This window comes from Vibrio sp. vnigr-6D03 (assembly GCF_002835515.1).
In the GTDB taxonomy this organism is placed as follows: Bacteria; Pseudomonadota; Gammaproteobacteria; order Enterobacterales; family Vibrionaceae; genus Vibrio; species Vibrio penaeicida.
The window spans coordinates 43,384-63,920 of record NZ_PIZL01000036.1; the positions used below are offsets into that span (position 1 = coordinate 43,384).

16 protein-coding genes are annotated in these 20,537 nt (G+C 43.3%); 6 read left to right on the forward strand and 10 right to left on the reverse strand.

Annotated elements, in window-relative coordinates:
- Window positions 1-812 precede the first annotated feature (812 nt).
- The 10 genes from CW749_RS23205 to CW749_RS23255 all read right to left on the reverse strand — a co-directional run bounded on the left by CW749_RS23205 (window position 813) and on the right by CW749_RS23255 (window position 14,074).
- Window positions 813-1,931, reverse strand: coding sequence for a hypothetical protein (locus tag CW749_RS23205; RefSeq protein ID WP_101114777.1), 1,119 nt, complete (start codon window positions 1,929-1,931; stop codon window positions 813-815).
- Complete coding sequence (locus tag CW749_RS23210; protein WP_101114778.1) at window positions 1,928-3,145, reverse strand: glycosyltransferase; 1,218 nt, start codon at window positions 3,143-3,145, stop codon at window positions 1,928-1,930. The genes CW749_RS23205 and CW749_RS23210 overlap by 4 nt, the downstream gene beginning before the upstream one ends.
- 176 nt (window positions 3,146-3,321) lie before the next feature.
- Entirely contained in the window at window positions 3,322-4,341 is a 1,020-nt protein-coding gene (locus CW749_RS23215) for a glycosyltransferase family 4 protein (protein WP_101114779.1), read from the reverse strand.
- Window positions 4,325-5,848: a sigma-54 dependent transcriptional regulator gene (locus CW749_RS23220; RefSeq protein WP_101114780.1), complete on the reverse strand. Its 1,524-nt coding sequence runs from the start codon at window positions 5,846-5,848 to the stop codon at window positions 4,325-4,327. The genes CW749_RS23215 and CW749_RS23220 overlap by 17 nt, the downstream gene beginning before the upstream one ends.
- Before the next feature lie 181 nt (window positions 5,849-6,029).
- Complete coding sequence (locus tag CW749_RS23225; RefSeq protein ID WP_101114781.1) at window positions 6,030-8,303, reverse strand: response regulator; 2,274 nt, start codon at window positions 8,301-8,303, stop codon at window positions 6,030-6,032.
- Between the two features lie 9 nt (window positions 8,304-8,312).
- On the reverse strand, window positions 8,313-9,863 hold the full coding sequence (locus tag CW749_RS23230; protein WP_101114782.1) for a SpoIIE family protein phosphatase: 1,551 nt from the start codon (window positions 9,861-9,863) through the stop codon (window positions 8,313-8,315).
- Window positions 9,860-10,777, reverse strand: a complete 918-nt coding sequence (locus CW749_RS28470; RefSeq protein ID WP_237322553.1) for a chromosome partitioning protein ParA — start codon at window positions 10,775-10,777, stop codon at window positions 9,860-9,862. The genes CW749_RS23230 and CW749_RS28470 overlap by 4 nt, the downstream gene beginning before the upstream one ends.
- Window positions 10,777-12,885: an SLBB domain-containing protein gene (locus CW749_RS23245; RefSeq protein ID WP_101114783.1), complete on the reverse strand. Its 2,109-nt coding sequence runs from the start codon at window positions 12,883-12,885 to the stop codon at window positions 10,777-10,779. The genes CW749_RS28470 and CW749_RS23245 overlap by 1 nt, the downstream gene beginning before the upstream one ends.
- The gene (locus tag CW749_RS23250) at window positions 12,878-13,690 is read right to left on the reverse strand and encodes an OmpA family protein (protein WP_101114784.1); all 813 of its coding nucleotides are present in this window, start codon (window positions 13,688-13,690) and stop codon (window positions 12,878-12,880) included. Before CW749_RS23250 ends, CW749_RS23245 begins: the two co-directional genes overlap by 8 nt.
- Before the next feature lie 63 nt (window positions 13,691-13,753).
- Window positions 13,754-14,074, reverse strand: coding sequence for an STAS domain-containing protein (locus CW749_RS23255; protein ID WP_101114785.1), 321 nt, complete (start codon window positions 14,072-14,074; stop codon window positions 13,754-13,756).
- 404 nt (window positions 14,075-14,478) lie between these two features.
- On the opposite strand from CW749_RS23255, the gene CW749_RS23260 reads away from it, so the two are divergent.
- The 6 genes from CW749_RS23260 (at window position 14,479) to CW749_RS23285 (ending at window position 20,355) form a co-directional block, all read left to right on the forward strand.
- A complete protein-coding gene (locus CW749_RS23260) occupies window positions 14,479-15,228 on the forward strand; it encodes a transporter substrate-binding domain-containing protein (RefSeq protein WP_101114786.1) in 750 nt (249 codons plus the stop codon).
- Between the two features lie 301 nt (window positions 15,229-15,529).
- Window positions 15,530-16,570: a nicotinate-nucleotide--dimethylbenzimidazole phosphoribosyltransferase gene (gene cobT, locus CW749_RS23265; RefSeq protein WP_101114787.1), complete on the forward strand. Its 1,041-nt coding sequence runs from the start codon at window positions 15,530-15,532 to the stop codon at window positions 16,568-16,570.
- The gene (locus CW749_RS23270; RefSeq protein ID WP_101114788.1) at window positions 16,567-17,343 is read left to right on the forward strand and encodes an adenosylcobinamide-GDP ribazoletransferase; all 777 of its coding nucleotides are present in this window, start codon (window positions 16,567-16,569) and stop codon (window positions 17,341-17,343) included. The genes cobT and CW749_RS23270 overlap by 4 nt, the downstream gene beginning before the upstream one ends.
- Window positions 17,340-17,879 (forward strand): bifunctional adenosylcobinamide kinase/adenosylcobinamide-phosphate guanylyltransferase, encoded by a 540-nt coding sequence (gene cobU / locus CW749_RS23275; RefSeq protein WP_101114789.1) that lies wholly within the window; start codon window positions 17,340-17,342, stop codon window positions 17,877-17,879. The genes CW749_RS23270 and cobU overlap by 4 nt, the downstream gene beginning before the upstream one ends.
- Before the next feature lie 13 nt (window positions 17,880-17,892).
- A complete protein-coding gene (locus tag CW749_RS23280; protein WP_101114790.1) occupies window positions 17,893-18,543 on the forward strand; it encodes a histidine phosphatase family protein in 651 nt (216 codons plus the stop codon).
- A 3-nt stretch (window positions 18,544-18,546) separates the two neighbouring features.
- On the forward strand, window positions 18,547-20,355 hold the full coding sequence (locus CW749_RS23285) for a M3 family oligoendopeptidase (RefSeq protein ID WP_101114791.1): 1,809 nt from the start codon (window positions 18,547-18,549) through the stop codon (window positions 20,353-20,355).
- The last annotated feature ends 182 nt before the right edge of the window (window positions 20,356-20,537 follow it).

Below are 20,537 nucleotides of genomic sequence, written 5' to 3' on the forward strand. Positions count from 1 at the left end.
AAAATACAGTGGCTTAAGTTTTTATTTATGTCAATGACATTGGGATTCTCAATTTGACACGCGTTTTAGATGAGTCTTTTCTTGTTGTGGGTTTCTGTTTTGTCGGTTTTTTCGATTGTTGATTAGGTAACATAACGCCTCCTAAATCTTGGCTTTATGCAAATTGAGAAAGAAGAGACTTTCAATGTTCAATTTGCCTAACAATTCACCCCTTCGATGTGTCTATTTTCTCGATATGAGATAACGAAGAGCCAATTTAGTTATGTCTGCATTTTACATGCCTAAGATTAAAAGCCTCTTTGTTTTGTGTACTAGAGTTATCACTTTTGTATACACTTTGCTTATAAGTATAGACCATACCTTTGTAGATAAAATTTCATGCTCTATTCACATGTCGCTATCCGCCTTTTACAGCAGTGACGAAATGATGCCTAAACGCAGTATGATTCCATCACGTTACGGCCGGATTCATTGAACGGAAAAAGCACAATCGATAGATGCTCGATAGTGCTTTTTATTGAGTATGTGGCTCGGAAAGAAGAGAGATTAGGGTCTGTTGATCTTTCGCGGTTAAATTTTGTTCGACTTCTATGCATTTTAATCGCGGCGCAAGGTGTGTAGCCTAGTCATTCTAAGCAAATACCTTGCAACAAAGAGTAAAGTGCATAGAAGCGAACCCTTCGGGCAGCATTTGTGACCTATTTCTACTGCGTTATCGCCTATTGATGTAGAGCCACTACACCGAATAAGCTCTGCCTTGTATAAATCACCCACAAATTGTTGCAAAAATCATCTCGAAAGATCAACAGACCCTAGTCGTGCTGCTCAGTAATAGAGCGGTTAGTTAGAGCCGAAATAATGCTGTTATAGCACTGGTCTGCGCGGTATCCATTCGCGATGTGTGCGCCAGCTTTGGATATTTGAAGCAAAGAAGACGGCGCGTTAACAATCAGTTCTAACTTCTCTTTTAACGATGACGTGTCGTAAGGCTTATATTTTAAGCAGTTCACTTGGTTAGATAACGCCAAGTCCCAGAACGACCCATCTGCCGGTAAAATCACACACATTCCTGAACTTAACGCTTTTAGAATCTGCCTTTCGTTGTCTGGGTTTTCTGGTAATGCGAGATAAACATGCCCAGGTGACCAAGGAATCGAGCCTTCGATTTTATAGCAACCCAAATGATCGGATTGATGTTTTAGGTCGGTATTTCGGTTTTCATTGGCGCCAGACTGCTTGAGTTGAATAGTCGGGCGAGCACTTTGCTCGGTATGTGCTAACGCATCAAGCAAATGAGACAAATTTTTAGTCTGCGTTTCGCAATAGACTTGAGAATGTTCAGCGTCGCTTTCTACCGCTTGCTCAACATGAGCGTAACCAAGTTTGAAGGGAGTAAACCTTTCGCTTTGGATAACGTCTTGCGCCTGCTGGTGGGCCGTTGTATTTGGGCAATGTTGCCATTGACATGCAATAGCTTCAAACATGGACTCTCGCATGCTTTGTAAATAAAACACTCGGTCTGCTTTAATGAGGCTGGCACCATTTTTAGGTGTCCAGCTGACGGGCTGACATACAATCTGAACAACTTGATATTTGAGCAGGTTACGAAGCCAGTAAACAGGGGAGCTGTGGCTCGGCTGAGCCGTCAGCAAAACGCTCGAGATCTCACCAAACTTTATTCTTGCGTAAAGCACATAACAACAAAACAGAAAGGCGCGGTACCAACGAGAAATCGCATGAACATTGGCAGCCATATTTTCTTTGCCCATCGATACTGTATTGAAGCCTTCGATCTTGGAATGGTCGGGGGCCATCACTGTAATCTTTGTATCGTCTCCTTTCAGCTGACTAAGTACATCTTGGGTAAGATTTTTTGCACTTATGCCTTGCTCGTTAGGAGAGACAACCAGTATGTGAGATGTATTGTTCATAGTGAACCTCCCGTTGCTTTACCACCCGTTAGCAACTTAGTTATGTAGCCCAAATTATTTAAAAGAGGAGATAAATGGGCAGAATCATTGGTTTCGTAGTGTGTTTCTATTTCTTGCACGTATACCGACGCAAGTGACGCACAATAGCGTCTTGGATCGGATAATCGTTGTGCTAAAAAGTGAGCTTGTTCTGAAAAGCAAGATAAGCGGTCTGAATCAGCGGTGATCATTTCGATGGCTTCGCTGAGTGAAACATGCGAATGGGCGAGTGCCAGAAAGCCTGTCATACCTTGGCGAATCAATTCTGGGTTGCTGCCTATCATAGGAGCAATCGTCGGTAATCGGTTTTGGCCAGCGGCAAGGATGTGAGCTCTTGCGCCTTCTTTTCGCGCGCCACTAATGTAAACATCAGCTTGCTGTAAATAAGGGGTATGGTCGTCAGGGCTATAGACAAAATGAACAAATTCTTTAATGTTCAAAAGCATGGCTTGCTGTTCTAGCTCGCACCTGTCCTCTCCTTGCCCCAACAAAACTAGGTGAATATTGGGTTGGTCTACACGAACGATAGAAAGAGCTTGTATCAGTGAATCAATTCCGCTTGAAACCTCTAATGGCTCTGAATTGATCAAAATGTAGTCATCTTCACCGATATCAAAGTGTTCTTTTAAATTAAGTACTCTTGCCGTACTCGATTTAACATTAGTAAGCGCAACAGGACTTGGGATAACCTCCAACTGTTCGCTCGGATACCCAAATGCTTTGAGAGTATTGGAAACGTTATTGCTAGGTGCAATAAGTTTGGGCATCAATCTAATACCCAAAGGTAACGAGTGTGCTTCTGCGAACTCAAAACCTATGTCCGCGATTATGGGAACATCGCAATGATTAGAAACCCAATTCATCCACTGACAGCACTGAATATCTAGGCAGTGAATTAATGAGATTTCTTCACTGCGTACAATTCTTTTTCCAACTTGGTATTTTTGATACCAGCCTGCCAAAGATTCAGAGCTGCGCGTCGCAGAAGAGTAAAACTTAACCGCAGGAAAATCGCTCTGTAATTCGTTTTCAAAATCTGCATTTAGGCGATGCCACAATGTGATGGTAAATTCTTTCGTATTCAGACCAGAAAATATCACCCTAAGACGATTTGCGATCTCATTTGGGTTTTCATTGTCATGCTGAACAAGCAAAATATTTGTTGTTGCCATCATATTGCCTCCCTACGATCCATTTCTTAAATGGCTTGTAATGAGTAACAGCAATAGATGTGCCAATTTGGGTTTGTGATATATCTTATTGATTTATAGGGAGGTGAAAAGTTGATGTGCTCTTTGTTTCCTATTATTGCAAAGGTGCATTAGCATTTTGAAAATCGATTCCCAAAATGCTAATCCTGAATGCACTGATGATAAATTCGTAACAAAGAGGGGATAACTGCCTGAGCTGAATAGCTATTTTCTATAGCTCGCCGCGCCATTTTTTTGAACGCCATTTTTTTGACCTGTGGCATCGATTGCCATTGTGCGATTGCCGCTGGCAACAACGCATAGTCATTGATCCATCCATTTATACCGTTTTGGATAAGTTTGGGGAGGTCTCCGACAGGCGTTGACACGACAGGGATGCTCCGAGACATCGCTTCCAGTGCAACCATTGGTAAGCCTTCGTAATGCGAGGGAATGACTAATAAGCCAATATTTTGCCACACACCAGACATGTCTGCTTGCTGACCATGAAAAACCACATTCTCGGTGGCGGTTGCACTGAGCATTTGCATCATAGGACCGTCACCATAAACGTGATACTGATGATTGAGGTCATTAGATGCCATTTCTAGGAACCTGTCTGGCGCTTTTTCTTCGCTCAACCTTCCTACAAAAGCGATTTGTTCACCGTTGCTGAAATTGGATTGTTCAATGTTGATGAAGTTTTTGATGATGGGGATCGGAGTTTTCACTCGATCCGCTATTTTCGAACTTACGGCGAAGCAATGGTGGCTTAAAAAATGGGTATTGCGTTCTAACCATAAATACACCTTAAGCTTTCCAGAACCTGTTTCACCCGCATGCATTGTGCTAATAATCGGAGGGGAAATAAAAGGGCGAACTAACCTAGCATAAAGAGATGCCTTGTAACCGTGTGTATGGATGGCATCAGGTTTCTCTATTTTAATTTGTTTGTGCAAATCTATTGGGCTTCCGGACAAGAAGCGGTAGGGGATACTAAGAGCACTCAGTTTAGGAAGCATTGGGTGGGCTGAGTTGTATTGTTTTACGAAAACAACTTCAGCCTTACACCCCAAAGAGAACAGTCCAAGAGCTAATTGGACAATATGAGACTCAATGCCACCGAAGCTCTGTGAATCTAGTACAAGCCATACACGAAGTGCATCATTCCTCTTCTTCATGGGTTTCCCATGCTTGTTTTTTTCGGTAAAGGGTTGATGGGCTCAGCTCGAGTAAGACCGCTGCATTTAACACATTACCATCACAGTATTCGATGGCATTTTGGATAACCTCACGCTCAATTTCAGCCATAGGTCGTATTTTCATATTGTCTTTTTCTATGGCTTGATGGGACGGAGAGCTTAGCGCTGCATCCTCATGTTCATTAAGTTCGGGTTGCGAATGTGATGTGTGCGCTGCAGTTGGGGTATAAATCGGATCTGGTGTAGCCGGCATTGGTTTTTTCGCCATGGTTGCCGACATATTCATGCTCTGAGCTTTACCAAGACCTGACGGCGATGAATTCAATGGTGGCGGGAGATGATCCACCGAAACTTGTACATCGTCGTTAAGAACCACAATATTGCGAATAATATTTTGAAGCTGCCTAACATTACCTGGCCAGTCGTAATTGCACAGCGTGAGTTCCGTATCTCGTTTAAAGCTGGTGAACTTTTTCTTGTCTTGTCTCGCGTACTTACGCAAAAAGAATTTTGCAATGTCGATGATGTCCGTGTCTCGATCTCTAAGGGGAGGAAGGTTGATTGGGACCACGTTTACTCGATAATACAAATCTTCCCTGAACCGCCCCTCGTACACTTCTTTCAGCGGATCACGGTTGGTCGCGCAAATGATGCGCACATCAACTTGGAGTTCTTTGGTTCCTCCAAGCGGAGTGAAACGGCCTGTTTGCAGAAATCGAAGTAGCTTTTTCTGCATGTCCAATTCCATTTCGCAAAGCTCATCAAGAAATAACGTACCACCGCTTGCGAGGGAAGCGGCTCCTTTTCGATCTGTGGCTGCCCCAGTAAATGCGCCTTTCATGTGCCCAAAAATTTCGCTTTCAACCAAATCTCGAGGTATGGCGCCACAATTTAGCGCGATAAATGGTTTGTCTTTCCGATTACTCTGGTTGTGAATCGCCTCGGCACACACTTCCTTACCGGTTCCACTTTCTCCGCAAACGAACACACTTGCAGTGGTAGGGGCAACTGAATCAATGATTTTATACACGGCTTGCATGGGTAATGACGAGCCGATAAAGCCTTGATAGCGCTTTCTATCAAGAGTGGATTGCAAATCTTCCACCAAATTTTCAAGCTTATTGCGCTTTAAATGATTTTTAATCGAGGCTTTTAGGCGATCAGCATTAATGGGTTTTTCCAAAAAATCATCAGCACCAATTCTCATCAAATCCACAGCAACATTGACGGAACCATGAGCCGTGGCAATGATGACCGAGGTGGATATTTGGTTCTCACGTATCCACGCCAGCACGTCTTGCCCTGTCATATCGGGTAACTTAAGATCCAAGATTACTAGTTGAGGTGGGGTCTTCTCAATAAACTCTTTAGCTTCAGCACCTGTAGCGACGTGAAAGAAATCATAGGGCTCGCTCTTTACGTATTGTTTGTAAAGGATAGCTAAAGAAGTTGAATCTTCGACTAAAAGAACGTTTGGTTGATTCATAGTCTTACATCTCCCATGCGTGTACATGGTTCTAATTCCACGGACGTCGAATACTTAGAGTTAACTGATCCAAGTAAGCAATTGAACGTTGTTATATTTGTTTAATATTGAGTTAAGCAGACATTGCATGATTCTGCAAAGTTAATCCTATGCTTTTCAATAAGTTCGAAAGTCCAATACGCTATTCAAAGCCACGAGAATTCCTTTCGCGTAATGCCGCAAAAGAAAGCTCAGCTACCTCTGGTAATGCGGTAGCGCATTCCAATGCTTCTTCCATTTTATTTTGCACGCACAGCATTTCGATTTTTCGCGCGTGTTTTGAAAGTCTTAGATTTCCTAACGTAACTGAACTGCTCCCAAGGGTATGGGATTCGAACTCCAGTGCTTCCCGATCTTTCGAGTTTGCTGCATCCATAAGATTTGCTACTCGTTCTTTAGATTCTTGCAAATAGAACTCGATGAGTTCCGGTAACACGCTTGCATCTGTATCGTAGATTATCTGTTGAATGACAGACTCATCGACTAACGCGATGTTGTCATCTTCATGTTCAAATGCGGTAATCTGCTCGATATCTTGTTTTCTTTCTTGTGAGCCGTTTTCCATATTGCCCTCTGACATTTTTTTGCTTAAATGTAAGCTTAGACAAGATAATAAAGTTGAGCGATTAAAAGGTTTAGGAAGGTGGTCCGACATCCCAGATTCAATAAATCGTTCTCGATCCCCAGATAGGGCATGAGCTGTTAGGGCAATAATAGGGATGTTGGAATATTCCTCAGAGAGAGCGCGTATGTGCTTTGTGGCTGTCATGCCGTCCATCTCTGGCATTGATATGTCCATCAAGATAAGATCGTAATGCGCTTGCTTTACAGCCTCTATCGCTTCACGCCCGTTATTTGCAATATCAGGTGTGATGCCAGCGTACTGCAACGTATTCTTTATCACCATTTGGTTAGCACTGTTGTCTTCAACCACCAGTAAATGCGCATTGGAAAGGTCCGTGTCAACCTCAGGCTGTTGGTGATAGTGTTGCTCTACTTCGTTTTGATTGGATTGGTCAAACCAAGCATTGAAGCGAAATTCGCTACCAATGCCTTCTACGCTCTGAACTTCAATTTTCCCTTCCATCAAATGCAAAAGTCGTTGGGTTATCGCTAAACCAAGCCCTGACCCTTCATAGTGGCGGGCAAAGGTTTGATCTACCATGGTAAACTCATCAAAAAGATGGGGTAGGTGCTTGTCTGGAATGCCTATTCCGCTGTCTTTAACGGAGCATTTAAGTTCGATTCTTCCTTCATGTCGCTCGGAGTAAACTTGGACATCTACTCCACCATGCTCAGTAAATTTGACTGCGTTCCCAATCAAGTTAAGCAAAACTTGCTTGAATCGATATACATCGCCGTATACGAAGTCGGGGACATTTGGGCTAACCGATAACTCGAGATAGATCCCTTTTTTGTGAGCTTGAGGTTTAAAGAAATCCATCGATTGATGGAGGCTTTCGGTTAGGTTGAATGCAACAGGTTCAAGTAGAAGCGTGCTGGTTTCCATTTTAGAGAAATCGAGAATATCGTTGATTATGGAAAGCAAAAGCTGACCAGAATCGGAAGCCGTATGAACCAACTCCTTTTGGTCATTTTGTAAAGGGGTTTGCTCCAATATTCCTAGTAAGCCTAAAACCCCATTCATTGGTGTGCGAATTTCATGGCTCATTGAAGCAAGGAAGCGACTTTTTGCTTCGCTCGCAGTTTCGGCTTGTTTACGTGCAATCTCTAGCTCTTTTTGTTTATCAGCAAGCTTTTGCGACATGGAGTTGAACGCTTTTGCTAAGTCGCCGATTTCGTCTCCTTCGGCGATAGCAACCTGAACCCCCGGACCTTCTTGAGTCATTAAAAGGGCAGCTTGTTTTATTTTGTACAAGTTACGAGTGAGGTAGGAACCCAAAATAAGGGAAAACAAGGTGACTAATGCGACTTCAATTGTCGCGATACTGAGTATCCACCGTTTGGCATTTGAAAGCATGCCATTAATGCCTTTTGTTGCGAACCCCATTTCGATATGACCATGGCGCATTGCCCCTGTGGTGATCGATGTGGCTCTATCAAAGACCCCATCTTTCGAGGAGGACAACCCTGTATCCATTGCAGCAAAATGCCCTAATAAGTTTTCTTCCCCTCCCTCTACAAGTAGACGACCTTGAGCGTTATATATCCGAACGTAGCAGAGGTCTTTTACTTCTAAGATGTCTTTGACTAAAACATTCAGTGTTTCTAGATCTGAGGAGATGACGGCTTCTTTTGTAGCACCTGCGAACATGGACAGCATGGTGTCCGCACGCTGGAGCAGCTGTTGTTCATTGGAATCGGATAAGAATTTTACTGAACTTAAAACAAGTGTCATCAGCATCACAATCTCGATGCCAGCTATGCCTAAAATGGTTTTCAATCTAAGACTCATTTCTTTCTCCTACCCACACTTGGATTCGATAAGAATCAATAATGTATCGTCTTTAGCTGGTGTTCCCGCTAGAACATCAAAAGCGCGCATGACTTCATCAATAGCAACATCGATGGGTTTGTGTAACGTTTCTACGAGTGTTTTCTCAACTTCTCTGGTCAGTTGTTCTCTTTCTGTGACGCTGTCACCAGATTCAAATAATCCATCCGTATATACAGCAATACGTTTTCCTTCGCCTAATTGAATGTGGGTAGAAGAGTAGTTACTGTGAGGGAGTAATCCGGGCAGCATCCCTTGTACAGGTAAACTTTCAATCCCTTTATCTGTTATCAATAGTGGACAGGGGTGACCCGCCGATGCCATCTCTATTTGGTCATTATCGAGTAATGAAAAAGCACAGCTGGTTAATGTGATTTGTGATAGAAGCTGATCTTCAAAAGCGCTGTCGGACAATTTGTTTAACGTATCTGGTGGGCTAGCTGTTGTTGTGGAGTGCAACAGCCCTCGTAAATAACCAGCGTAAGCATAAGCAAAGAATTTAGCACTCACATCGTGCCCCATAACGTCAGCCAATACATAGAGGTTTTCTTTTTCAAATTCTTTAGAAAGTAAGAAATCGCCACCACCACACCCTGTGTTTCTTTGCCGAACCTCAATGTTCCAGCGCGACTTAGGTTTGTTAATTTTGGGGAGCAAACTGTTCGTGATTTTTTCATCGAGCCTGTGAGACAATTGGTTGTACACCTGATTTGATCTGGCTAACACGCGTTGAGCTGAAAACAGTAACGATTTTTTGTCGACGGGTTTAATAAGGTAATCATCTATCCCTAAGTGATTGGCGTTCGCTTGAACGTTTTCTTCTGATAGGGCGGTTAGGAAAATGAATGGAATGCTTCGACCATCATGCGCCTCTTGGATCGCTTTTCGGAGCTCCATACCACCCATGTTTGGCATTTGAATATCTGAAATGATCAGGTCAAATTTGTTATTTTCGATAAGTTCAAGAGCCTGATCGCCGCTTCGCGCACACGTTATATCAAGGTCTTTATTTAGATAAGCGTCATACACTTTGAGCAGTAATGGGTCATCATCAACAATGAGTACTCGAGATTTACTGACGGTTTTCAATATCTTCCAGCTCATCGTGAGCTTATTGACACCATCGACTGTTTCATAATGTAGGTCATCACAGTACGTCTGTATCAGTGCGATACCTCGTCCTTCTTCAGCATCACTAAACTCGGTGATGATGGATTTTTCGTCAGTTAATGTCGGGTTCCAGCTTTGCCCTGTATCCAAGACTTTTAAAGCGATAACATCAGACTGCTTTTCAATCGAGATATCAATGTCTTCAGTCATCGGTGAGGCATGCTGAATAAGATTGGTTGCCCATTCCGAGAAACACAGCAAGATGTTGTTTTTTTGAACCGAGACTTTCATTGTGGTGTCCAGCGCCTTGGATAAGCACTGACGCAGCATTGTTACCGACTCTAAATTCGCTTTTCGGCGATGTGAAAATAATAGTATGCTGTGATGATGACTCAATTGATCTTTGGTCATATGGTCACCTGAAGAAACCTTGCTCGTCGAATCGACATCGATAGTTTTGAGACCAAAGATTTGGGAAGAAATTTGAAGCGCTTAAGTTGACGGCAAAGCTCATCTGAAAGGCTAGGGTGATGTAAATCGTTGATTACTGTGCCAAGCAGATTGGCGTTGTTGTCGTTTAAGTGATGCATAGCTGACGACAACTCAGCGTGATTGGTTTTCCCTGCCATCAGCATAAGAACAGTGCCATCACAGCATCCAGCGATTGTTTCTGCTGGGATATTGTTGGCATTTAACTGCGAGATCGGGCTGGTGTCGATGATGACTCTATCGTAGTCCTTGAGCCAAAGTTCTATCTTTTGTTTGAGCATGTGCGGTTGGCGAAAGCCCATAATTTCAGCTTTTTCCGATGGTGCGTTGACGCCAGTTATGACCTCGTGAGTACCTTCAACAATTGCGAGGTGCTGGCAGCCCATTGGTTCGGGATCGTGCGTGTGTTGGTTGCTGACTATCGTGTTTTTATCGCTATTTGTGTCAAAATTTTCAAATGTTTCTTGGTTGTCAAAGTTATTTTGGCTGTCAAAGCTCTTTGGGTTTTCAAAGGTCTCGATGTTTTCAATATCTTCTATATCCTCAAAAACGTTCATGTCATTAGCCGTATGCACATCACTAGTGAAATCAGGGCTGCCAGAAGCGTCGGGAAGCATACTGGGTAAATCAATCGACATTAGGCTTGGGTGCTTTAAGTTTAAGTCGACGAACAAAGTTCTATACCCAGCAAGCAGGTGTCGCTCGGTAAGAGCCAGTGCAATCGAACTGCTACCTTCACCGCAATTTGTCGAAGTAATACAAAAAGAGCGGCAGTGGTGTTTCTCTAGCTGAAGGAAAATTTGTTCAATTTCCATGTTACAAGCAGGAATAGACATTACAGTGCTCCTATCAATGCGACGGTAGCCAAGATACGGAATACATCATCTAAGCCCGTTCGGACTTTTTCTAACATGCTTTCATCCATTCTTGGGACATAAACGGTGTCTCCCGCTCTGAGTACTGGCAGGTTTCTAAAGTTGGCGGTACGGCTGAACTCAATAAGGTCAAATGTACGAGCTTGACCGCTACAGCAAGACATGTTCACTACACTGATTTTTTCTAGGTACGCATTGCTATTGGGCCCTCCAGCTTCTGCCAAAAGATCCAAAATAGTCATAGTATCGTTGAATCGATACCTACCGGGGTTGTTGACGGCTCCTAATACGCGAATCGTGGATTCTTTACTTTCGTCTAACCAATTTTTGTCTTTCTCTGGCACGTAAATGGTGTCGCCAGGTTTTACCTTAGGAAGTAAAGACTCATCGCCAGTTTCGAAGTAAAGCGCCAAGTTAAGTTTGCTTACTCGAGCATATTTCCCATTCCTATGTGTTACACGAATATTATGAATATCTGCACTTTGGGTTGGACCGTCAGCCGCCGCTAAAATGTCTAAAAAATGCATGTCTTCGGTAAATCGATATCTACCGGGTGCAGAAAGCTGACCAAACACATAGATGGAAACATCAGAAGCCTGACGAACCCATTGGGCTTTATTGTCGGAAGGATCTTGTGGCAAATCGTGGACACGAACCGTGCTACCTGCTCTAATTAACGGCAGATTGGCATCGCTGGACCCGTTCTTTATAAAACTATCCAAATCGAATACGGTCATTTCTGGGATACCTTCAGGCGTTGGAGTGACGACCTCAATGCGGCTTGTATCTGCTCTGCCAATCGGCCCTCCAACATGAGCCAACAAATCCATCAGGTTCATTTCGTCAGACCATTCTATTCGCCCAGGTCGTTTTACTTCTCCAATCACACGTACTGCTCGGCTAGGTGCGATTTTTAACCATGATTTCTCATTCATGTCGGTCTTTTCAGGAACAAAAATGGCGTCACCAGGGTCGATTTCTGGCGGCGTCATACGCTGTGTACCTTCGGTATAACCAGACAAATCAAAGTTGATGACTCGACCATTACTTTTAATGACTCGAATTTGGCGGGATTCAGCGAAACGAGTCGGGCCCCCAGCGTTAGCCAAAATATCCATAAAGGTCGCACCTTCTTTCCCTTCGAATGCGCCCGGTTTGGCCACTTCGCCCATGACATAAACGGTATTGGAACCGGATTTAATTTCGTCTTCTTGCTTAGGGACGAATATGGTTGCACCAGCCACTAGTTCAGGCAAAAGGTTGCTGTTACCTGTATCGAGGTATTTCTTCAGGCTAAAAAGAGTAGGTTCGTTATGAGCAATAACGCGGATCTGGTCTACGGCAGCGTAGCGAGTCACACCACCTGCACGCATGAGAAGATCGACAAGCGTATTGTCTTTTTTGAAAGAAAAAGTACCCGGAGCGTTAACTTCGCCAAACACTTTGATTGCGTTTCGTCCGTCGGCGGCGTCACCTGCATCCGCCAATTTGGCTGGGTCGAATTCTTGCTCGATGTTACCAACCATAGGAGAAGCAGGAATGAATAAGGTGTCTAGAGATTTCATATCAGGTAGCAGGTTCTTGTTACCTGTATCTAAAAACGCTTTGTAATTGAATGTTTGAACATCATCTCCACGGCGAAGTTGTATTTGGTCGAGCTGCGCACCAGAACGTAACCCACCAGCCGCATGGAGTGCCAACTGAACACTGTCACCTTTTTGAAGGGTGTACTCACCGGGGTTTTCAACATAGCCTTGGATACTAACAAGCAACTGCTTTTTACTGATGAAAACTTTGAGGTTGGAGAGATCTTGAAGCACGGTTTTCAAACTGATCGTAATCGTTGCGATCATTTGATCTTCCGTTTTACCTGCAACATGAATTGGACCCACTTCAGGAAGAATGAGCCTGCCACGTTTGTCGACTTGGAAATCCTTATTTAAGGTGGGTTCCCCCGGCAACATAACACTGACTAAATCGCCAACATTCACTGTTTCTTGTTTGGCGTGCGTATTTAAAGATATAAAACCCACCAGTAAGCAAAGTATGACACGATAGAATCTATTCATTGTTCATCTCCGCTGGCAGTATTTGTTCTGCTTGAAGCAATTCAATGGTGACGCGTCGATTTGTTAGCCGAACATGTGGTTCACTGCCTTCAAATAACGGATCTGCTGTTCCCACCGAATCGACATGAATACGCTGCGGTTCTAAGCCAAAAATGCTCAAATATCTTTTCACCTGTTTAGCGCGTTCCATCGCCAAGTCGGTGTTGTAACTCTCTTTCCCTACAGAATCAGCATGGCCAGTTACGAGCAGTTTGAACTCAGGATTTTGTTTTAGCAGGTGAGATGCTTCCGCAAGACGCCCGATATATTTAGGGCTCAGTTCATAGCTATTGAAAGCGAACTGGTTGTCTGCATTGAGTAAGTCGTATAGGCGGGTGGCTAAATCCACTTCTTTTTTACTTTTCTGATTACTTCCTGGTGGCACACAATCTTCTTTCGATAGGACATAATCCAACTGGTTTTCAAGTCTTCTGAGAAGCTTTCTTTGAATGATTAAATCGTTCGCTGCGTCGTACTCTAAACCACCCTCAAGCTCGCGTGCGATTCGCGCTTCATTATTTTTTGCATGATAAACGGTCGCAGGGAAACACCATTCAGCTTGCTCCAAAATCAGCACATCTAAGTGCCTTGCAGCCAGTTCCCATTCAAATCTGAGCCCGTGTTCAGGACCTAGAGGCTCGTCAGGCATTACGGCTGAGAAGCTTGCTTGAGGATAATGCTCTGCAAGACCACCATTGCCTTCAGGTGCAAAGCTGGTGCAGCCCGATATTGAAGCAAGCAATGACAGTAAAAAGATAAATCTCATACCAACCTCCGAACATTTCTAACGTGAAACCAACGTTAAACAGTGCGACTTAAAATGGCGTAACTAGTGGCTGTTGTTGTTAACAGGAATGGCATTGCTAATTCTGAGTAATGTAATAAGTTCAAGAGGTTGCCCATGCGCATTTTCAATTCGCATTACTCGTTTCTTCTCGATTAAGCGTTTGTAGAGATAAACAATCGCACCAACACCAGAGGAGTCTAAAAAGGAAACTTGAGATAAGTCTATTTCGACTTCTTTATGTGTATCTTCGAAAATGACTTTATCTATTTGAGGCTGTAACGACTTACATCCCATTGCATCCATATCGCCTAATACAGACAGAGTAAGTAGTTGAGGGCTTTGTTCTGATCTTTGCATTTCCATAGGTCTCTCCAGTTGTCGGAAACGTTATGCTTAAAGAATTAGCACGATATGTGCCAATAATTATTTCTTTAAATTACAATGACATAATGATATTTGATAAGAGTTTCGCAATTTGAAATGCGTAGCTTCTTTCAATTTGACAATAGAATACAGGTTGCATTTGTGCGAATTCTCAAAATGAGAATAGTTGAATATTGAGACGGTTAGTTGCGTTCTAAGCTCTCAAATCGAGTTAAAGAACTGAACCGATGTCTTAGAAGTGATAATTACCGAAGTTGTATTGTTGGTGTGTTGATACGTGATTGACGTGTTACTAATGTATAGAGGTGGGTGATTTTTGAGCAGGTGAAGAGCTGAAAAATGCACCCTAAATTGGAAGTTCTCATCATCACTTGAGGTGGAGTATGGTTTGCAAATCGCTTTTTCTCTTCCTTATTCTAATCGCTATTAACCTTATAAATACTGTGGCTTTATCTGCGAAAACCATCACAGGTGTTCAAGACAGCTGGGCTCCGTTTTCTATGCAAGGTGAAGAGCAAGGTATCGCTGTTGATATCGTGACAGCAGCTTTTGAAACTCAAGGCTATGACCTTAATTTTAAACTCATGCCATTTGCTAGAGCCATACACGAAGTCAAGAAAAGCCGAGTGGATGTGTTAGTGGCGACTTGGTATACCGAAGAAAGGGCTTCATACCTAGAGTTCAGCAATCCGTATTTTTACAATAAAGTGAAATTCATTAAGCTCAAAGGCGATCCGTTTGAATATTTTGGGATGGAAAGTTTACGAGGACGAAATATTGGTATTGTGAGAAGCTATGGGTACGGTGATGAATTTTTGAGTTCTTTACTGTTTAGACGTGATCCCGTTTCAGACACATTGAGCAACCTCAAAAAGCTCATAGCTGGCAGGATAGACCTAACGCTAGAAGAACCCATTGTTGCGTCATTTCTAATGACTGAAAACGGATTGGATCCCGATTTGTTTGAGGTTTCAGAAAACTCACTTTCAGTAAATGCGCTACATATTACGATGAGTAAGAGCCATCCGAACGCGAGCCAATTGATCCACGATTTCAATCTTGGCTTAAGAGAAATCAAGAAAAACGGCACTTATTGGGAAATACTGGTTAAATATGGGCTTCAAGAAGAGTAATAACGTGTGTGACCTTCCCGCAGTCATACACTCAAATGGCTTCACAAATTTTGGGACCGCCAACTCTATATACTCAAGCTACCTCAAGGTGCAGGATTCAGTGCTTTAAATAAGCCTTTTACCGATAATTCAGTAAATAACGCGAATGTGGTGCTAACGGGGTGAATTAATTAACTATCGTGGACGATTTGTTCACTAAATGCTCTGGTATGAGGTGTGCGAATATTTTGATATTCAGCATAGCCTGCGGTGGCTTGAGCAGGTAGACTGAATCTCATAAGTAGTAAAAATAAGAAGAAAAATGCTAGACCAAACACATTCCAGTCACATTCAAAATGTCATCAATCAAAAAACTAAGCCACCAGGAGCGCTTGGTTTGTTGGAAGATACTGCACATCAACTGGCTTTGATTCAAAGCCAAAATAAATCGAATCCTATCAACAAAATCGTATTGAATAAGCCAAGGATGATCGTATTTGCTGGCGATCATGGAATTGCAGAAGAGGGCGTGAGTATTGCACCAAGTGCGGTAACTCAACAGATGGTACAAAACTTTCTTGCAGGTGGGGCTGCAATAAACTGTTTTTGTACACTCAATAATATTGATTTGTCGATCGTCGATGCCGGTATCTTGCAGCCAGTGGAATCCAACCAGAGCAACTATTTTGTGCAGCGCCTCGGTGCTGGAACGAAAAACTTTGTGAAAAGCTCAGCTATGTCTTTGGAGCAAGTCAATGAGGGGATATCGCTCGGGCGAACTTTGATTTCAGGTCTTAGCCAGCAAGGTACCGATATTCTTATGTTTGGCGAAATGGGGATCGGAAATACAAGTAGCGCATCGGCTTTATTAAGCTTAGCGCTCGGCATTGAAGCCGAGGAGTCTGTCGGGGCTGGAACGGGGATTAATCAAGAACAGCTTTCTCGCAAAGTAGAGCTTGTTCAGCACGCAATAGAACGCAGCAATAAATCACATCTAGGATTAGATCCTTTAGTGATGCTGAGCGAAGTAGGTGGCTACGAAATTGTTCAGATGGTTGGCGCTTTTTTAGAGGCTTGTGACAAGAAAATTCCGGTGTTGGTTGATGGGTTCATTGTTTCTGTAGCTGGATTTGTTGCAATGAGAATTCAACCTGAAGTCCGTGATTACATGCTTTTCGCTCACTGTTCGGAAGAACATGCACACAAACTTGTGCTGGAGGCGTTAAGAGCCAAACCCATGATCGATCTTGGTTTAAGGCTTGGCGAAGGCACTGGCGCTGCATTAGCCTATCCACTTGTACTGGCCGCTGCAGCTTTTTACAACGACATGGCAAGCTTTGATAGCGCAGGAGTGACTGTGTGAGTTGGCTGAAAACTCAGCTAGAATTGTTCTACCTTGCGCTGAGTTTCTTCTCTAGAATTCCAGTTCCGGCTTCTACTCCCTATTCCGATGAACGTATGAATAGGGCGGGTCGATATTTTGCGGTTGTCGGCGCATTACTCGGTCTTTTATGCGCCTCTGTTTACGAGGCGTCAACTCTCATATTCTCACCCCAGATCTCAGTCTTTCTCACAATGGTATTTAGCCTTATGTTAACTGGCGCTTTCCATGAAGACGGTCTTACTGATATGGCGGATGGGATTGGCGGTGGCATGACTCGAGATCGCCGATTGTCAATCATGAAAGATAGCCGGATAGGAACCTATGGTGCCAGTGCACTAGTCATGGCGCTTTTAGGTAAATTCTTATTGCTTTCAGAATTAACAAACCATGAGAATATATTTCTCATTTGGGTTGCGGGGTATACGTTTAGCCGCGCAATTGCAGCCAGCTTTATCTTCGATACACCCTATGTTTCGGACTCTGATACCAGTAAAAGTAAGCCTCTTGCACAAAAACAATCTCTTTCTGAACTGTTGTTTATACTAGTTTGTGCTGTGGCTTCAATACTTTGGATGCCTCTAAGCACCGCCGTTATGGTTATTGCAATCGGAATCGTTTTTCGCATCATATTTAAGCGCTGGTTAATGGCACGAATAGGTGGCTTTACTGGTGATTGCTTAGGTGCTGCTCAACAACTTTTGGAGCTTCTTTTCTATTTGGTTGTATTAGGGGCGATGGGAGTAAGCGTATGAAAAATCATCACTTGGTTTTAGGTGGCGCACGAAGCGGGAAATCGACTTATGCTGAAGGGTGTGTACAAGAAATAGCAAGTAGCTCCACCTTAAAGAAAATCTACATCGCGACCGCGATATCTTTTGACGGAGAAATGTCACAGCGGATCGATGTACATCAGCAAAGAAGAGGGGAGAGCTGGAATCTCATTGAAGAACCTCTTAATCTTGCCGAAGTCATCCAATCATTAGATGAAGGCTGTGTCGTCTTACTAGATTGCCTAACGTTATGGCTAAATAATGTTTTATTTGAGTTAGGTGACGATGCGATGGATAGCCAAGTACACGAAAAAGTGGAAGAGCTTGTTCATGCCATTACAACTTCTCGTTGTCGCATTGTTGTTGTGTCTAACGAAGTTGGAATGGGGATTGTCCCGCTGGGTAAAGTTAGCCGTTTGTTTGTTGATCATGCTGGTTGGATGAATCAGAAGGTCGCCTCTGTATGCAGTAATGTCACGTTTATTGCTGCCGGTTTGCCTTTGTCTTTAAAATCTTAAAGGCTGATAAGAAATGAAAACCCCTGCCAATTACAACATCTATTTAGTAAGACACGGAAAAGTGACGGGTGAACCTGCTTTGAATGGCTGGACCGATGCAAAAGTGCCAGAAACAACACAGTCTCAAATAGCTTCAGATTTGGTATCGGAAATCGGTACTTTTAATTCTATCATTTCATCACCATTATCTCGTTGTTTGAATTTAGCTAAACTCATATCGTCAGGGAAAGACTCGACGGTCAAAGATAGCGCTCAACCGTCAGCAAGTGTTGAAATTTCAGAAGCCTTCAAAGAAATGTTTTTTGGCGATTTAGATGGCAAACCATTTAATGCAATAGAATCTAAATGGCATCTTCTCGATGATTTTTGGCGTGATCCTGCTGGTCATCCATTACCTAACGCCGAAACATTAGAAGAATTTCATCAACGAGTTGAATCTAAATGGCGATCATTAACTCAAACTTGTCAGCAAGATACCCTTGTTGTTACGCATGGTGGTGTAATCAGAATTATACTAGCCAGCGTTCTGGGTTTAGATTGGCGCAACCCTGCACTTTACTCTACATTATCAATCGCTAATGCCTCTGTTACCCATATAGAGCTTTGCAAAGCAGAGCAAGTTTTCGTAAAAGTGAGGAGCGTTGGCGTTACTATAAGGAAATAAAAAATGACAGCTCCAAGCTGGGATCTCAGTGTCGCATATCAAAATCTCAATGACGCCAGAATTGAAAAGGACATTCACACCATTGAGCAAGGTATCGACCAGCTCAACTATCACGCCAAACAAGGTTTTGCAGAGGGTGACCAACTCGTTAACCAAATCCAAAAAGGCATTGTTACCTACTCCAATGTATTGAAAACCCTCCGAACTATTTCAAGTTTCGCCAATTGCTACGCCTCGGTGGATTCAACGCTGAGTAGAGCCAAGCAATTGGTCGGTCGTACAACTAAACTCGGTGCTAACCTTCAACAAGCATATAGCCCATACCAAGATAAGCTGGCAACGGCAGAAGAAAGTATTGTTGAAAAAGTGCTCAATCATGAGTGTGACGATGTAAAAGCGCAGCGCTTTGCCATTCGCTGCCTGCGAGAAAAAGCGTCGCAAAGATTATCTGTTGAACAAGAGCAATTGTTATCAGCACTGCAAGTGGATGGAAAAACAGCTTGGGGTCGTTTGTACGATAACCTAACCGGCACGCTGAAAGTGGATGTTTCTTATAAAGATGGCTCATCAGAAACAATGGCTTTGTCGCAAGCCGCGAGTGAGCTATTTAGCGGTAATGTTGATAAACATGAGCCCACATGGCGTGGCATTCAGGCTGCAATGGGAACGCACCAAGAAACGTTCGCTTCTATCGTCAACGCTTTAGCGGGTTGGAGACATACAGAAGCGCAGAAGCGTGGAATCGCCAATTTCCTAGAGCCTAGTTTGAACGACAGCCGCATATCAGAAAAAACGCTCGAAGCATTGATTGGTAGTGCACGAGACAATAAAGAAATTTCGCAAAAAGCCGCTCGTTTAATGGCGATTGTAAGAGGATCTGAGTCCCTCACACCTTGGAATATGCACGCAGCAATGCCGTCTTTAACAGACGGAGTCACCAAGGTTTACGAATTTGATGAAGCGATTGAAATTATTAAGAACGCGTTTGCTTCTGTCTCTCAGGAAATGGCCGATTTTGTTGAGCTTATGGTTGAAAACGGCTGGATTGATGCAGCACCTCAGCCTAATAAGAGGCAAGGGGCTTACTGCACCAAGCTTGCAAGTACACGTACTCCACTTGTCTTTATGACGTGGAGCGGCAGTCAAAAAGATTTGATTACTCTTGCACACGAGCTTGGTCACGCATTCCATAACTGGGTAATGACGGATATGCCTCTTGCGGAAACGTCGTACCCAATGACGCTTGCCGAAACGGCATCTGTCTTCGCTGAAAACATTGTCCGTGACGCGTTGTTGGAACAAGCAGAAAGCGATCTAGATAAACTGGAAATGCTGTGGGAAGAGTTGTTTGCTTGCGTTGCCTTTATGCTCAACATTCCAGTGCGTTTCGAGTTCGAACGTGAGTTTTACGAAAAACGCAAAAACGCGGAGCTGTCGTCAGAAGAATTGTGCACATTAATGGATAGCACTTGGCAAGAATGGTATGGCAGCGTGATGCCAGAGTCAGACACCTATTTTTGGGCAAGTAAACTCCACTTCAGTATTCCTGAAGTTAACTTTTATAACTACCCATACCTATTTGGCTACCTATTCAGTAAAGGCGTTTATGCACAGCGCGAATCTAAAGGTGAGCACTTCTACCCAGATTACGTAGCGTTACTTCGCGATACGGGTCGAATGAAAGCAGAAGAAGTCGTAGAAAAACACTTAGGCATGAACTTGGAAGAAAAAGCCTTCTGGCAACAGAGCATTGATCAAGTCGAGCAGAAAATTTCTGAATTTGAAGCATTGTTGGCGAAGATTAATAGTTAAGACACTTTCGGCGGAGTGAGTCTCCGCCGAACTTACCAATATGTATTCAATTATCTAGAATAAATATCTTAAATTATCTTTTTGTTTGGATTATATGCCTGCTGAGTAAAGGCGTTCGGTGTACTTTTTACTATCCTGCATGTAACATTGTTGCAACAGATGTTGAGCCGGACAGGGAGTTG